The organism is Streptococcus oralis ATCC 35037 (assembly GCF_900637025.1).
In the GTDB taxonomy this organism is placed as follows: domain Bacteria; phylum Bacillota; class Bacilli; order Lactobacillales; family Streptococcaceae; genus Streptococcus; species Streptococcus oralis.
The window spans coordinates 912,613-926,517 of record NZ_LR134336.1 but is presented as its reverse complement, the minus strand read 5'-3'; the positions used below and the strand labels follow the sequence as shown (position 1 = coordinate 926,517).

General features: G+C 35.8%; 19 protein-coding genes and 1 pseudogene. All 20 read right to left on the bottom strand.

All coding sequences use genetic code 11. From position 1 onward, the window contains the following. Positions 1-96: 96 nt before the first annotated feature. The 20 genes and pseudogenes from EL140_RS04740 to EL140_RS09725 all read right to left on the bottom strand — a co-directional run bounded on the left by EL140_RS04740 (position 97) and on the right by EL140_RS09725 (position 13,855). Positions 97-651, bottom strand: a complete 555-nt coding sequence (locus EL140_RS04740) for a hypothetical protein (RefSeq protein ID WP_000515984.1) — start codon at positions 649-651, stop codon at positions 97-99. 190 nt (positions 652-841) lie between these two features. Further along, positions 842-1,555 carry an alpha/beta fold hydrolase gene (locus EL140_RS04735; RefSeq protein ID WP_000708292.1) on the bottom strand — a complete coding sequence of 238 codons (714 nt, stop codon included), beginning with the start codon at positions 1,553-1,555 and terminating at the stop codon, positions 842-844. Between the two features lie 3 nt (positions 1,556-1,558). Continuing rightward, positions 1,559-1,870 (bottom strand): hypothetical protein, encoded by a 312-nt coding sequence (locus EL140_RS04730; RefSeq protein ID WP_000420560.1) that lies wholly within the window; start codon positions 1,868-1,870, stop codon positions 1,559-1,561. Positions 1,871-1,989: 119 nt separating this feature from the next. Next, positions 1,990-3,732 (bottom strand): glycoside hydrolase family 13 protein, encoded by a 1,743-nt coding sequence (locus tag EL140_RS04725; RefSeq protein WP_000423947.1) that lies wholly within the window; start codon positions 3,730-3,732, stop codon positions 1,990-1,992. A gap of 176 nt (positions 3,733-3,908) precedes the next feature. Continuing rightward, positions 3,909-4,400: a nucleotidyltransferase family protein gene (locus EL140_RS04720; protein WP_001086579.1), complete on the bottom strand. Its 492-nt coding sequence runs from the start codon at positions 4,398-4,400 to the stop codon at positions 3,909-3,911. A 63-nt stretch (positions 4,401-4,463) separates the two neighbouring features. After that, positions 4,464-5,345: a diacylglycerol/lipid kinase family protein gene (locus EL140_RS04715; protein ID WP_000710091.1), complete on the bottom strand. Its 882-nt coding sequence runs from the start codon at positions 5,343-5,345 to the stop codon at positions 4,464-4,466. Between the two features lie 180 nt (positions 5,346-5,525). Continuing rightward, positions 5,526-5,888 carry a hypothetical protein gene (locus tag EL140_RS04710; RefSeq protein WP_000841301.1) on the bottom strand — a complete coding sequence of 121 codons (363 nt, stop codon included), beginning with the start codon at positions 5,886-5,888 and terminating at the stop codon, positions 5,526-5,528. Between the two features lie 38 nt (positions 5,889-5,926). Beyond that, positions 5,927-6,220 (bottom strand): hypothetical protein, encoded by a 294-nt coding sequence (locus EL140_RS09735; RefSeq protein ID WP_002874562.1) that lies wholly within the window; start codon positions 6,218-6,220, stop codon positions 5,927-5,929. A gap of 9 nt (positions 6,221-6,229) precedes the next feature. Beyond that, positions 6,230-6,688: a hypothetical protein gene (locus EL140_RS09730; RefSeq protein ID WP_001108323.1), complete on the bottom strand. Its 459-nt coding sequence runs from the start codon at positions 6,686-6,688 to the stop codon at positions 6,230-6,232. A gap of 162 nt (positions 6,689-6,850) precedes the next feature. Continuing rightward, a complete protein-coding gene (locus tag EL140_RS04700; protein ID WP_000865034.1) occupies positions 6,851-7,513 on the bottom strand; it encodes a DUF443 domain-containing protein in 663 nt (220 codons plus the stop codon). A 59-nt stretch (positions 7,514-7,572) separates the two neighbouring features. Further along, positions 7,573-8,244, bottom strand: coding sequence for a hypothetical protein (locus EL140_RS04695; protein WP_000760104.1), 672 nt, complete (start codon positions 8,242-8,244; stop codon positions 7,573-7,575). 234 nt (positions 8,245-8,478) lie between these two features. Next, on the bottom strand, positions 8,479-8,868 hold the full coding sequence (locus tag EL140_RS04690; RefSeq protein ID WP_000421345.1) for a DUF7668 domain-containing protein: 390 nt from the start codon (positions 8,866-8,868) through the stop codon (positions 8,479-8,481). A gap of 29 nt (positions 8,869-8,897) precedes the next feature. Continuing rightward, the gene (locus EL140_RS04685) at positions 8,898-9,752 is read right to left on the bottom strand and encodes an ADP-ribosylglycohydrolase family protein (protein ID WP_000900075.1); all 855 of its coding nucleotides are present in this window, start codon (positions 9,750-9,752) and stop codon (positions 8,898-8,900) included. Between the two features lie 40 nt (positions 9,753-9,792). Continuing rightward, the gene (locus EL140_RS04680) at positions 9,793-10,410 is read right to left on the bottom strand and encodes an SAP domain-containing protein (protein ID WP_000573115.1); all 618 of its coding nucleotides are present in this window, start codon (positions 10,408-10,410) and stop codon (positions 9,793-9,795) included. A gap of 394 nt (positions 10,411-10,804) precedes the next feature. Next, positions 10,805-10,939 (bottom strand): annotated as a pseudogene (locus EL140_RS09585) (TipC family immunity protein); the annotation flags it as partial. 246 nt (positions 10,940-11,185) lie between these two features. Further along, a complete protein-coding gene (locus EL140_RS04670; RefSeq protein ID WP_000455918.1) occupies positions 11,186-11,686 on the bottom strand; it encodes an SMI1/KNR4 family protein in 501 nt (166 codons plus the stop codon). Positions 11,687-11,710: 24 nt separating this feature from the next. Then, positions 11,711-12,685, bottom strand: a complete 975-nt coding sequence (locus EL140_RS04665) for an HNH endonuclease signature motif containing protein (RefSeq protein ID WP_000142179.1) — start codon at positions 12,683-12,685, stop codon at positions 11,711-11,713. A gap of 126 nt (positions 12,686-12,811) precedes the next feature. After that, a complete protein-coding gene (locus EL140_RS04660) occupies positions 12,812-13,189 on the bottom strand; it encodes an immunity 22 family protein (protein ID WP_000811034.1) in 378 nt (125 codons plus the stop codon). Positions 13,190-13,283: 94 nt separating this feature from the next. After that, positions 13,284-13,682 (bottom strand): hypothetical protein, encoded by a 399-nt coding sequence (locus tag EL140_RS04655; RefSeq protein WP_000625734.1) that lies wholly within the window; start codon positions 13,680-13,682, stop codon positions 13,284-13,286. Continuing rightward, positions 13,679-13,855 carry a filamentous hemagglutinin gene (locus EL140_RS09725; protein WP_232007599.1) on the bottom strand — a complete coding sequence of 59 codons (177 nt, stop codon included), beginning with the start codon at positions 13,853-13,855 and terminating at the stop codon, positions 13,679-13,681. The genes EL140_RS04655 and EL140_RS09725 overlap by 4 nt, the downstream gene beginning before the upstream one ends. Between the last annotated feature and the right edge of the window lie 50 nt (positions 13,856-13,905).

Genomic DNA, 13,905 nt, shown 5'->3' with positions numbered 1-13,905 from the left:
AAAGGAACTACAGACATTAACTACTTCAATAATTCTTAAAGTATAACTTGATATTGAAAATCAATTCTTTTCATCAGATTTCATAAATATTTCCAGCTAGGAAGTATGAATCAACTGCTCCAATTCTACTTCTGAAAGCTGTCCTTGATTGTAAAGTTTTCTAAGTAAGTCCTCATCTACGGTAATTGAATAGTAATCCGTCACAAACTCATGAAATTTCTCAAAACTGTCAAAGAAATAGGATAATAACCATTCGCCACCGTCCTGATCTTGATAGGTATTTTGATGTTCTTGACCGTCATACCAGATAAAGAAGGTTGTTTCATCTTTTTGCTCTTCTGAGTATAGGTTTTGATACTTTTCATCCAGTCCTCTATAAAATCCGTCTATGATGTCTTGATTCCACTCATCCGCAGCAAATTGACTCAAACTGCTTTCATGATCAAAGCCCTTTATAAGGATGATTTTATCAGTAAAGATCACATCTAGAGAATCACCAGAACCGTTGTCGATAAGGTAACGGAGTCCATAGCTTTCCTCAGTCTTAACGATCAATCGAAGCCAGGTCTCGTTTGGATCTGTTCGATACTCATCAATGACCAGCAAGGCATCTAAACGCGTCTTTATCTGGTTCCATTCAATTTTTCCCATCTCTTTAATCCTCCATCTTAACGTTTAAAATTTATTATTCTTACAAATTCTATAACCAATTTCTATCTATCCCGTCCGACTGTACTGTGGAATATTTCCTTCACCAGACAAATCATCAGGTGTACGATTTTTATTGAATCTGAGTAGACTGTAATCTTATATTAATTATCATAGTTCAATCAATCGTTCGCTAAGAATAAGAGAGCCACTCATTAATCAAAGAAGCAATTTCTTTAGGTGCTTGAGTATAAAGCTCATGATCAAAGTTATCTAGAAAAATAGTATCAAAATAGTCTGGCAATTCTTTTAGAGCCTCTTCTATCCATGCTACTTCATTAGGATATCGAGGACTAATAAACAAGGTATTTCCCACTTTTCTCTTAAACGCTTGTATTTTTCTCCGTAGCTGTAGTAACGTTTCTATATTTTCATAATTTATAGCTAACTCATATCTATTATACTGCACATTCCAATGATAGGAATGTCTTACAGCTTCTTCCATATTTTTTGACCAATGCTTTGCTTCAGATTTTTCTTTAGAAATAAGAATATCTATGTCAGAAAGGTTTTGAGACTTGATATAGTTTTTGGTTTCCTCTAACTCTGTATCTAAAAGTAAAATCTTATCTAAATCTAAATAGCCACCATCCAAAAGAATCAGTTTTTTCACTTCTTGAAATTCCGATGCGAAATAACGAGCCAAATCTCCTCCGAGAGAATGGCCTATCAGACAGATAGATTCTTCCCCAACTATCTCCTTTTTAAACCATGATTTCAACTCTATTTCATCTCTAAAATACTTTTCATATGGATTTATAAAACAAGCAATCGAGTCTAGCTCTTGAAGAAAATCCTTGCTATGACAGACATTACTTCCCAAACCGCCAATAAAATATATTTTCATTCTCTAATTAATACTATGCTTATTCATCTTTTGTTCAAAGATAGTCGTGATAATCTGACGCAATTCTTCACGTTCTTTTTCTGGGATTTCACCACTTGTTTGGGCTGCAGCGTAGAGTTCAGGGTGTTCAATTGAAATGCGTTTAATAGTACGTGTTGTAGCATGTTTTCTGACAAAAAAAGGGATGCGCTTAATCAAGTCTTGTGGGACAAGCGCAAGAATTTTCTCAGCAGTTTCCTTGTTACTAATCTTAGACGTAGTCAGCCCTTTCTTAATCATTTCCTGTTCTTTTTCTGTAAAATCTTTTAATTCCATCTGATTAATCCTCCTATTCTCTCTAAGTTAAATTATATATCAGTTGTAGCAAGACACCAAATAGTCTGTTTGTAAAATGCTTTCTATACTAGAATTTTCTTTTCACTTTTAATTTCTCCCTAGTAAAAAATCACAAAACCTTTAGGCAATATCACCAGTTGCTGGTCCAATACTTGGCAATGACTTGCTAGAGCTACAGCATCACTATCTACAAGATAATTTTCAGTTGATTGGTTAAAAATAGCTTGGACCTTTTGTCCATCATAATTCCATTCGAGAGATAGCACGTCCGGCTTGATTTCTTTTAGGCTATAGGTGCCATGTTGGATAATGCCTGAAGCATCCTTGCGAACCTGAATCAATTTCTTCATAAAATTGAACATCTCATTGCTATCGGAAACACGTTCCCAAGGCATGACACGACGACAATCTGGGTCTGGCCCTCCACCTAACTCCAACTCAGTTCCATAGTAGAAACACGGTGTTCCCCTTTGCAAAAAGAGGCAGGCAAGGGCAGACTTAACAAGCTGGATATCTCCCTTGGCAGTAGTCAAAATGCGCTCCGTATCATGCGAATCCAAAAGATTGAACATCACTTCCGAAATCTGCTGTCTATAGTACATAGACTGGCCATTGATCTCATTGATGAATTGAGGTGACTTCTTAACCCCTCGCAAGAAATAATCCTTAATGCTGTCGGAGAGAGGATAGTTCATGACTGCGTGGAATTCATCGCCATTTAGCCAGGGCTGGGAAGTGTGCCAGACCTCTCCAAGAATATAAAGGTCAGGCTTTTTAGCCAAAACAGCCTTACGGAAATCTCTCCAAAATTGGTGGTCAACTTCATTGGCCACATCCAGGCGCCAAGCATCAATATCAAACTCTTCAATCCAGTAGGTCGCAACGCTTAGCAAATAGTCCCTCACTTGATGATTGGCCGTATTTAGCTTGGGCATATAGCTGGCAAAGGCAAAGGTATGGTAAGGGAGTTTTCTTGGGTTTCCCAGCTTATCCTTTGTCACAGGGAACTCTTGAACATGGAACCAGTCTTTGTAAACGGAATCTTCACCATGTTTGAGAACATCCTGCCATTGTGGCGACTGATCCCCGATATGGTTAAAAACAGCGTCCAGCATGATTTTCATGCCTCTCTGATGGGCTTGGTCCACCAGTCGACGGAAGGTCTCCTTATCTCCAAAATGACGGTCGATTTCGAAATAATCCGTCGTATTGTACTTGTGATTGCTTGGGGATTCAAAAATCGGACAGAGATAAAGTCCTGTAATGCCCAAATCTTGCAAGTAATCCAGATGGTTAATAATACCTTGTAAATCACCACCAAAGAAATCGCTCGTCTTTGGTTTGATAGAGGAATCCCAAGCTAGCGCACCTTCAGGTGAAATCTCAGGGTTTCCATTAGCAAAGCGTTCTGGGAAAATCTGGTACCATACCGTCTTTGCTACCCAGTCAGGAACATGGCAAGCATCAATCTCATGGATATACGGGATTTTAAAACCATTTCCTTCATAATGAAGATTTTCTAGCGTGTTTTCAACACATCCCTTATCGCCATAAATAATACTCTGACCTTGCTTATCTTTGAGTTCAAAAAGATACTGTAGTCGAGCATAGCCCACTGAAACTTCTGCTTGCCAGTAATCAAATAAGGCATCAGAAGTCACTTTGACCATCGCCTTGTTTGCTTCATAGTGGTCCTCTAAAAAGATAAAAGTGTCTCCATAATGCAAGTTGATGTTTTCAATATCATCTTTCTTAGTCCGGATACGAATGTGCATTGTCTTATCCTTATAGAGATAAGCATACTCCGACTCTGGTCTGTGGTAAATGGCTGTTAATTCCATTATTCTGTCTCCTAGTTTACTTTTATTCACCTTGCTGCGCAAACGTTTTCATGATTGTAATTCTAGTATACTACTTTAAAATTTTATTTTCAAGCCTTGTCCATAGTTTTGAGTGGATTGTTTTACAAAATAAAAAGCAGTAAGTATTAAATACCTACTACTTTCTGATTAATGATTTACAAATGTCTTTCCAGCCACTCTATCTTTTTAAAATCCTTATTGCTATTGTTCTCATTTCGATAGGAATCTTGGGAAGAAGCCTTATAAATACTTAAAAACTGTTCCAAACTTGGAACACGAAACGTGATGTCCTCGAGATGAATCAACTCTATATCTGATTCAGATACTCCTGCAAAATCAGGTAAGGAATCGATACTCCCAAATTCAACGCTCACGCCATCTTTTTGGAATTCGTGCTCATGAATATCTATTAAGGTGTAGCCTAAGCGGTTCATCACTTTCATTATCTTTTCCCACTCATAAATCCTGAGATGATCAGGCGCTTCCCAACCTCTAGGGTCACCAGGCACATGAATGTCAATGTCAGACGGCTGCCATTCTTCATTTGAACGGTATTCAAACCCCAAAGACCCCATGAGCGTCGGAGTGATTCCGACTTGGTTTAAATGTGAACAAATTGTTCGAAATTCATCAAATAGAGAATTCATTTCTCCTCCAATCGTTGATATGAATTCAGTTTTAGCAGTGAAAGACAAACTTGTTTCTACCTTCTACTCTTTCGGTTGTGAAAAGACTTCAATATGCTGGCCCAGTACCTTAATCTCTACAGGTAGATTATCCGACTTATCGCCGTCAACATCTGACTCCAATTCACTATCTGAAGAGATCTTAATATTGCGCGCTCTGATATACTCAATATTATCATTGCCAACAACATCCCCTTTTAGTAAATCAGGAATGACAGATAATTTAGAGAATAGAGAAGCATCTTTTAGAATCAAAATATTGGCGTAGCCATCCTTGTTTTCTTCAAAGATTTTCTTATCAGCGAAGTAATTTGTCAAGAGAACCAAAACATGACTCGCTTCACCATCATAATTTCCATTTTCTGTCTCAACCTTAATGTTAAAGACCTGATCCGTCATGACAGACTTCATGGTATTTACAGCATAGGCTAAAATACCGAATTTTGTCTTGTCCTCGATTTCCACATTGTGAATCGCCTCAGGCAGAGAACCAATACTAAAGATATAACCAAAATAGTTGTCATTTGCTTTACCAATATCAATCTTATTGGTTAAGTTAAAATCAAGTTCATCAATCGCGCCATCGATGTCTTGATTGATTTCCAACAGTTTCGTAATGAGGTTGCCCGTACCGCCAGGGATAATCCCTAACTTCGGAGTGTAGTCTCTCTCAGCAATACCCGAAATAACTTCATTGACAGTCCCATCCCCACCGAAAACAAGCACTGCATCGTACTGTTCACGAGACGCTTCCTCAGCAAAGTGTGTTGCATCCAGCGCTTTTTCGGTAATTTTGGTTTCCACGTGCTCAAAATAATCTTTGGCCTTATTCTCCAGCTTAACCTTATAATCCAAAGCCTTTTCCCCACCAGAGGTAGGGTTGATAATTAACATTGCTTTTTTCATTGATAATACTCCTTTAATGGTTACAAAAATTCTAGTAACTAATTATATCACTTGAGTTATGTAAACGCCATCCAAATGCTTGAAAAATCGAATCCACTAACTAGAATAGAGACGTTAATGTATCAAGCACTAACCTCAACTTAAACAAGAATAAATACTTATTGTTAGCAATCCACTACTTTACTTTTTTGACAATTTTATATAATCCATTAAGTATAAAATAGCTGAAACTAATGCGAACACACTGGAAAATCCAGCTAATATCGGAATAAAACCAATAATAGATGCAATCAAAAGAAACTGATAAGTCTTCTTATTGACTTTTGATTTCTCATCATGAAGAAGGAATGCTACAAAACCAAAAAACAGCAATATTAAACAAGTTGAAAAGTAGATTCCATCCCAACTAGAAAGTCTAACAAGCTTAGGTATCACCCAGTAAATGATTTCAAATGTCCACATTTTAGAAGAAAGGTAAGCAATTGTTAAAGCTCCTATAAAAGAAATAACTCCGTTTATTAGCAATAATTTATTTGATTTCACACTTAGTCCTTTTTATCCTTTTCTGTACTTATTCATCGCTAATTAATAGATTCACTATTTAAAAATTCTTTAGACTTCTGAACGATATAGAGCTGTTCATCTTCTTGAGCAAGTTTTCTAAACAACTCATTCGCCCTGCTCACCTCTCCTTTTAATTTAGAGTTCAAAGCTTGATAGTAAGTGATTTCCAATTGTTGATATTTAAATTCGTTTTCCAAGTCTTCAAAGTAATCATTGGCTTGATGAGTAATTGTTAAATCGTAGAGCGCACTGCTCACGCATTTTGTTTTCTCAGCTAGAGTTGGATCTGATATGGACATTTTGTTTAACATAAGTTCAAGTTAGTCCCTAGTTAGCTCAGGATGCGCAAGAATACTCGAGCGAATGAGGTAACTCTCAAAGAAATCCCTGTATTTCGGCTTCAGTTTTTGATTAGTCATTGCTTCAAAAGCCTCCTTAATGGCAGCATCAAAATCACCAATCATATAGGAATAGACAACAGATGTTAGCGTCACATCCATTTTTATAATAGCTCTTTTTGCAACTTTCTTCAATTCAATGTATTGCTTCCAAGATGGTAAATCTAAGTCCATATGTAGTAACTTAGTGCTACTCCTTACATACCCTCTTCTGATTAGTGCAATAAAAAGAAATAAGAGTGCATTTATGAAAAAAATACAAAGGGTTTGAATAGTCCTATCTTTCACCATCCAAGCTACAAAAAGGCTGAGAAGAACAGCCAAAACAATCGCAACTTTTCTATAAAATCCATATTTCTTGCGTATTTCTAGATAATTCATTTTACTCCTTTTCTAAATTATAATGCGGCATTACGAGAGCAGTTCTGAACCTTAAATGAGTCATTGACTAACAGAATTCTCTCTAATCAGTTCCCTAATTTTCTGATAAAATAGCCCAATGTGACCTGCATAAGAAGATCATAAAACATCTTTCATCTTAATTTATAACTTCTCGATCTTTTCAAAAACAAGTTCTTGCTTTTCGACACTTTCTCGGAGTGGTGACATGCCTAAAATCACTGTAAAAAATCCCAATAATAGAATACTATTAATAACAAGTAAGGCTCCCTCTGTTCCGTTAATAGTATATAGATAGAATGCAAAACATCCAAGAGTCGGAACAAGGATAAAAGGAAGAAGTTTGTAATGTTTTAATTGACGTTTATTTCCAACTGGTTTAAAGGTTATTTGATAATTTGAAGCTTTATTCTCAAGTCTTTTTTGGACGCTATGACGAGCTCTTATGGCAATGAACCAGAAAGCAAGATAAGCTAGGAAGATGAACAAGCCATATAATCCTATCTTTAAAGGAAGGTTGTGACTAATCCCATTGTTTCTAAAAAAATTTGTCACAAGCCGATAGCCAGAACCCCCTATTGCTGTTCCAATTGCAACCCCAATTGATTTACTCATAGTTGGAGCTACACTCTCAAAACGCATATCTCTTTTATCTAACTTTTGCATTTTTGCAGTAATTTCATCGGGAAGAGAACCCCAGAAATAGGATTTTGGTCTAACAGTCGTCAAATCTAGAATATACTTTTCTCCCTCTACTTCTACTATTTTGAAAAATACTTTATTCGTTTCTTTAAATTTTACTTTCATAGTCACCTTTAAATCCTTCTCAGAGTTAAAAAACTCTTTTCAATAACATTCCTAAATCGTTAGCCCCGTTTTTTAATAATAGTTAAACCAATTTTGACAGACATCTCTTTCGATGTTAACTGTATTGTAATCCCATAATTTGTTTTATCTGAGTGATCTATTCTAATTTGGCACGTTGTTTCCTCTGGTAGATCATATTTGCTTTTCAGTTTCTGAAAGAGGTCAGAGTTATTTTCTGGCTGGTAGATAATTTCACTAAGCTCTGTTGTTCCAGTTCTTAACGTTCTTTTTATATTCAAGGACTCAAAAACATCTCTTTTGACAACTAAATTAAGAATCTCTTCATCAAATAAAGGGTCTATCTCCGAATCGTAATGCAATTTGCCATTAGAATAACTAACGGGAACCGTTTTTTTGTTTTCTCCGATTTGTATTCTATAGTCACCCTTACCATCTGCCTTGGTAATATCTAGGTCAATTTCATATCTTTTGACTTCGTCACCATTTTTTATATAGACGCTACTTTTATAAGCTTCCAGCCCATTAAAATCCTTCTGCTCTTGTTCCAAAAATTTAAACATGAGATCAAACGTTTTCTCAAACTCGTACTGTTCCTTTGTTCTATTTTGGGGAATAGTTTCAACACCCAAACTACAAGCATTCAATGAAGATAGCGAAATCAAAACGATGACCAGGCCAGAAAGCCATAATAAATGCTTATATTTTTTCATTTATATCTCCAAAAATAAAAAGTCTAAAACTATTATAGCACGAACATACTAGAAATAACTTTCTATAACCATTTAAATTCATTTATAAAATGCATTTAAAGACAATTGACCTATTGATAGGAAAACTTTATAGTTTAAAAGCTTTGATCTTACTCTTATACAAAAAAGACATTCAAGAAAATCTTAAATGTCTGTATAAATAGTGTATCAAGGATATTGCTTATTAAACTTTTCCTAACCAGGATCGACATTAAGAAATCTTACTGTATAGCCATTATCGGTATATAGAAACTCTGCTTGCAACACCATATCTACTAATTCAGAATTTGAAGTCAAATCATAATCAACAGCAAACCCAGTCTGGTCATCATAATCATAAATCTCCAATTGAGAATACTCATAAGGCGGATTGAAATGACATTCCACACCATACTCATCAATCGTATCAAAATCATTTAATTCTAATGTCTTTTCAACATAACCAAAAAATTCATTTAAATCGTCAATCTCTGATTCGTCGACATAATTCATAATGTCTTCGTATTTTTTCAGGTGAATAGCGGTTAAAATATTTGTGATAACGTCTATCACTTTTTCTTTTTTATGCTTATCAAGTAATTCCATCGGTGCCACCTTTCTACTTAACTAAACCATCATTTTCCTGCTATGTAAAGCTCCCATCGTTCAATGACATTCTTTAAAGGCTCGTCTAGATAGGAATAGGCCTGTTCCTTGATCCAGTCCGGAATACCATATGCCGCCTCAGCTATGCTCCCAGTAATTGCAGCAAGAGTATCACTATCGCCACCTAGGGAGATGGCATTCCTTATAGCATCTTCGAAGTCTCTGCTTTCTAGAAATGCAATAATGGCCTGGGGTACAGTATCCTGGCAGGTTTCATTGAAACGATAGTTAGGACGGATTTCATCTAGAGTTTGAGATAGATTGTAGCCGTATTCCTGCTCAATATAATCCTTGATCTGTCTTTTGCACTCTGTAGGATTGTCATTGATTGGTTGCTCATAATCTCCGCAATAACCTCCAAAGTAATAACGACACAGAAAGATAGCATCAGTTGTCGCCATGGCTCCTTTGATACCTTCTAGATGATTATGGGTGACTTCTGCTGAAAGTCGTGCAAGCTTTCTAGTTGATGGTGTCATACCCGTTCTTGCACAAAAGCCACAGTCCATAAGCCAAGCACAGGGAGAAACACGCATAGCAGAACCATTTCCAAAGCTATAGTAAGGTTCACGATTGTCACTATCGATCCAACTACTAAACCGAGTACCATAGCCCGCATCGGGGTACATTCTGCCGTACTTTTTCATGGCATCAATAAAGTCATCTTTCCGACCACCAATCATAACAGCCTCAGCAACAGCGCAGGTCATGACCGTATCATCAGTGAAAAAACAATTCTCACGAAATAATGGAAAGTCTTTCGTTTTGATATTGTTCCATTCATAAACTGAACCTACAATATCTCCAACTATTGCTCCTAGCATGGTATTCCTCCTTACAAACTATTAGTTTAGACTGACATTTCTACTTGCCATACTCGTTTATTTTATCAGCATATTCAGTCAAAAGATTTTTTGAATATATTTTTTCATTACTTGAATTTCTAACTTCTTTCCAAAGAATAGAAGCTACTTTTAGTTTATTCGAGTAATTGTGACTATTTTCGTCTGCACAGAAATCCTTTAGAAATTGGTTCCATTGACAAATTGAATGATCATACTTGGTATAATCTGAATTTCCATAATAAACTTTTAGCATATCCTGTATTGTGAAACTCAAATCATTGTCGCTTTTTACTTTTCTCCAAGCAGTAGCCATATCAGCAGTAAATTTAAACGGTGAAACTTCTGTTAAAGTTGAGAAATATTCTCTAAAGTATGCATTAAAAGAGAATCCACATTCAAGTAAGGGAGTATTTAAGGTGAGGACTTCTACTCGTTTCTTATTCCTTTTTATTGATGATTTTTTAATCAAATTCCCCTTAAAGTACTGCTCAATTATATCATTAAGTTCCTGTTTTGTACCTCTATATTCAAGTCCTAATGACTTGCATATCTTTGAAAGTTCATCACGGTACCAGTAATATTTATTAAACTCATCAAAGGATGCGATTTTATCAAACTCAGGTCTACTCTCTATCAATATTTTACCTCCTTAAAAACAGTTTAGGTTTTCATCTCTAAAAACTGAAGTTTTACTCTCTATATTTTGAGGTTTTATCCACGTTTCTCTAACAAACTTACACACTCAGCGGTTCGGACTTACCGTATCATTTCGTCGGTTTCCCTCCTCATTCTACGAGTCCTATCCCATGGGCGGAACATCTACTTCTACTTCGCTGATGCCTCAGCTCGTACAAGCAGTGATACCGCCTCAACATGTGGTGCTAGCAAACTTCTATACTGTAGAATGAAAGTGAATGAATCAACATTTAAATAACACTTTTGAACGAAAAGTATACTGTCTTATTCCAAATACCCTAATAAAAATGAGTAAAACTGTTTGAAAGTTATTTCATAGTTTCTTATACAACTTACTACCAATTCTCCCGCTGGGGTTCAATTTTGATATCGCCATAGTTGCTTGGCGAGTACTTGCTGTCATAAATGCTACACCAATCTTTCAAGACTTTCTGGTTGACGACTTCGTCGTAGTAAGAATCCAAGTCCTTTTAAAACACTCTTGACGCTAAAATCATTTAGCGCTTTATAGGATATCGAAGATAAAGTGTAGGATCTAACTTTTATTTCATCTCTATGAAGGTAGATGTAAGATTTCAATTTATTAAATAGCTCATTATAAAAAGTTTTTTCAATAAATAACTCAAGGAATTTATCACCCATAAATAGGACTCCTGCGTTATATTTTGTGCATTACTCTTAACATATACTCAAAAGCATGATTCCGTAACCAAATACTAGCTATTTGCAATATCATCTTCAGAATATAGCATTCCTAAAAACTCTTCAAATGTATCCGTGATAAAAGTTGTGGATGGATTAAGTTCATAAGAAGATTCATGATGCCATATGCACACACTAGGATTCTCCCTTCTCTGACTATAATCTAAGCAAACAAAGTCTCCGCCAAATAAAGCCGCTACAGGTAGTAATTCTACTCCTAAAATATCTTCAGAATACAGTAAGCGTTCATCTAATTGCGTTAGAATTACATCTATATCATACATACCCAAAGTATGATTTTGAGTATCATGTAAAATACATAAAAAACGTTCTATTATACGTTCCTGATCTTGAGGTAACTTTCCGCTAAAGATATTCTTCTTAGGAATCAACCCACTATATTGTTTAAAAAATTCCTTAGCAGATGCTGGGAGTGAAACCCTCCATATCTTTTCTTCTTCATTCAGTAACTGTTCGTCAGGTAATGGTGTTATTATCGTATTTTTATATTCCATTATTAAACATTAAATCCTTCCTATTTATCTTATAGCGTCGGCCCAATGACCTATAGTACGTCCTCCATTGTGTGGAACTATATTATGGATACCAAATGGAACTAACTCCATTTTACCTGGAACTTCTGTGTGATGCCAAGTCATCCCTTCTCTAAATCCACCGATCTTTTCATTTAACCACTTAAATTGATCTCTATCAGTCTTCTTCCATAATTCTTTTGGTAATTGTACTGTCTCTTGAACCAAACCTGCACCTTTAAAATCTGCGTAGCCATATCTAAGCCCTTCAACTTGTCGAACTGCGACTTTCGGTAGCAGACCATGTCTAATTGACTCATTCTTTATCAAGCGTCTTTGAGCACCTGTAAGATTAGCCCTCTCTCTAATATCTTTATTCCAATTCCATGTTGTATTACCGTCTACTAACTTTGTATATTCAGATACATAGTCTGATAAGACATCATCAAAGGATAATTCTCCTTTTCCAAATGCTTCAAATCTCTTATTTTTAGCAATGCCTTCAAAGAAGTCCTTTTCTTTAGCCACATACTCTTTAAAGTTTGACGATTCTCTCGCCAGTTGGCTCTCTTTAAGATTCTGAAGTAATCGTTCTTTATCAAAGGGCTTCTCTGCTACTTTCGCCACATCATCCGCATGTTTGGTGGAGAAGTGCATCACATCACGCAGAGTCTTACTCTCAACGCTGAAGGCAGGCATGGTTCCCATACCTCCCGCAAAGGCAACTGCCTCTTTACGAATGCCGACTGGGATTCGAGTGTCTAATAATTTCTCCCCAAATTTTCCAATGACATTATTGCTCTTCGCTAGGATATTGTCAACCTTTGAACTCCATTTTTCAACATTTGCGAGGATTTTTGCCTTGGTACTGTTCTTGGCTAACTGAATCATCTCAGCTGCCTTAGCTCCGAGCTTCGTACCCTTAGCCATCTTACCTACAGCTGCTGGACCGACAAAAAGACTGGCAATCTCAAAGGTCAAGCCTCCTGTGGAATAGGCAGATTCCGTGTGCCCTCAACGACATCGCCCCACCAGGAACCAATCTCATTCGAGCGGTCCTTCAGCCAAGCTTGGATGGGGTGATGATGTGCCAGAATTCCTTATATGCTACGCTTGGTAATCGTATTCTGCGATACCAATAAACTCTAATGTCCCAGAACCATTGTTACTTACTTTTAATTCTTCTTTAGAATAATCAAAATCATAAATCAAAACAATTGTATTATAGGTTGATGATATTTTAGGAAACTGCATAATAATCTCTTCATCGTATGAGAAACCTTCAAGCAAAACATCAATATTATTTTCAGAAACATCAACCCAATCTTTTTCAACTAAATCTCTATCGTAGTACGACAAATGAAAGTCTGTCTCAAATTCTGAAGAAACGCTATCCCCATCCTCTTTATATGAAATTTTGAAGTATTCTTGAAATTCTTCTTGACTGGCAAAATTACCAAGCCATAACGATACTTTTTGTTTCATTTTTAATACCTTCCCAATCCTTCTGGTAAATCTAAAATTCCATTTTTCATTCTTCGACTTGCCCATTCATTTAAGAGGAATCAATATCTATTCTTCAATCTCCAAATTCATTTTCTTCGTCATCCAAGACAACTTCCTCTGAACTTTCCCATTCTTCTTTTGCTATTTCGCCACTTTGATACATGAAGTTTTTATTCATTTCAACTAAAATATCATCAAAGTCATCAAAACAATCGATTATCCCCCTAATTCCAGTTAATAGATTATAGAAAGCAATAGTATAATCTGAATTCTCTGAAGAGGAAATTGTAGTAATGTCTATCTTGTTAAACAATCTTAATCCTTCATAAAAACGATCTTCATATTTTTTTAGAAAGATATTTATCGTATTGTCTATATCTCTGATACTTTCTTCTCTAAGTAGCACACCTTTATTATTCTCATTAAGAATAGTCAATCGTTTCATTACATCTTTTAACTCTGAACTAATCATTTTAATCTCCTCCCAGAAGCTAAATTAAATTTTTTACTATTAGAAGTTCCATCAAGATTAAGAACATCCTTTACTTTACCTCTTTTATTGAATACCTCAAAATGATCTTTATGCAGACCATCTAAGTACAATTTATCTCCTTTTTTCAAAATATCATCTATATCTTTAGTCACCTCATAAACACTTTGCCCGTCATATTGTTTCTTCGTCTTTCTAAGATTGT

Coding starts and splice junctions, on each gene's coding strand:
- EL140_RS04660 (WP_000811034.1), bottom strand. CDS start 13,189: ATGAAACAAAAAGTATCGTTATGGCTTGGTAATTTTGCCAGTCAAGAA.
- EL140_RS04720 (WP_001086579.1), bottom strand. CDS start 4,400: ATGAATTCTCTATTTGATGAATTTCGAACAATTTGTTCACATTTAAAC.
- EL140_RS04670 (WP_000455918.1), bottom strand. CDS start 11,686: ATGGAATATAAAAATACGATAATAACACCATTACCTGACGAACAGTTA.
- EL140_RS04700 (WP_000865034.1), bottom strand. CDS start 7,513: ATGAAAGTAAAATTTAAAGAAACGAATAAAGTATTTTTCAAAATAGTA.
- EL140_RS04690 (WP_000421345.1), bottom strand. CDS start 8,868: ATGGAATTACTTGATAAGCATAAAAAAGAAAAAGTGATAGACGTTATC.
- EL140_RS04725 (WP_000423947.1), bottom strand. CDS start 3,732: ATGGAATTAACAGCCATTTACCACAGACCAGAGTCGGAGTATGCTTAT.
- EL140_RS04715 (WP_000710091.1), bottom strand. CDS start 5,345: ATGAAAAAAGCAATGTTAATTATCAACCCTACCTCTGGTGGGGAAAAG.
- EL140_RS04730 (WP_000420560.1), bottom strand. CDS start 1,870: ATGGAATTAAAAGATTTTACAGAAAAAGAACAGGAAATGATTAAGAAA.
- EL140_RS04685 (WP_000900075.1), bottom strand. CDS start 9,752: ATGCTAGGAGCAATAGTTGGAGATATTGTAGGTTCAGTTTATGAATGG.
- EL140_RS09735 (WP_002874562.1), bottom strand. CDS start 6,220: ATGTTAAACAAAATGTCCATATCAGATCCAACTCTAGCTGAGAAAACA.
- EL140_RS04735 (WP_000708292.1), bottom strand. CDS start 1,555: ATGAAAATATATTTTATTGGCGGTTTGGGAAGTAATGTCTGTCATAGC.
- EL140_RS04740 (WP_000515984.1), bottom strand. CDS start 651: ATGGGAAAAATTGAATGGAACCAGATAAAGACGCGTTTAGATGCCTTG.
- EL140_RS04655 (WP_000625734.1), bottom strand. CDS start 13,682: ATGATTAGTTCAGAGTTAAAAGATGTAATGAAACGATTGACTATTCTT.
- EL140_RS04695 (WP_000760104.1), bottom strand. CDS start 8,244: ATGAAAAAATATAAGCATTTATTATGGCTTTCTGGCCTGGTCATCGTT.
- EL140_RS09730 (WP_001108323.1), bottom strand. CDS start 6,688: ATGAATTATCTAGAAATACGCAAGAAATATGGATTTTATAGAAAAGTT.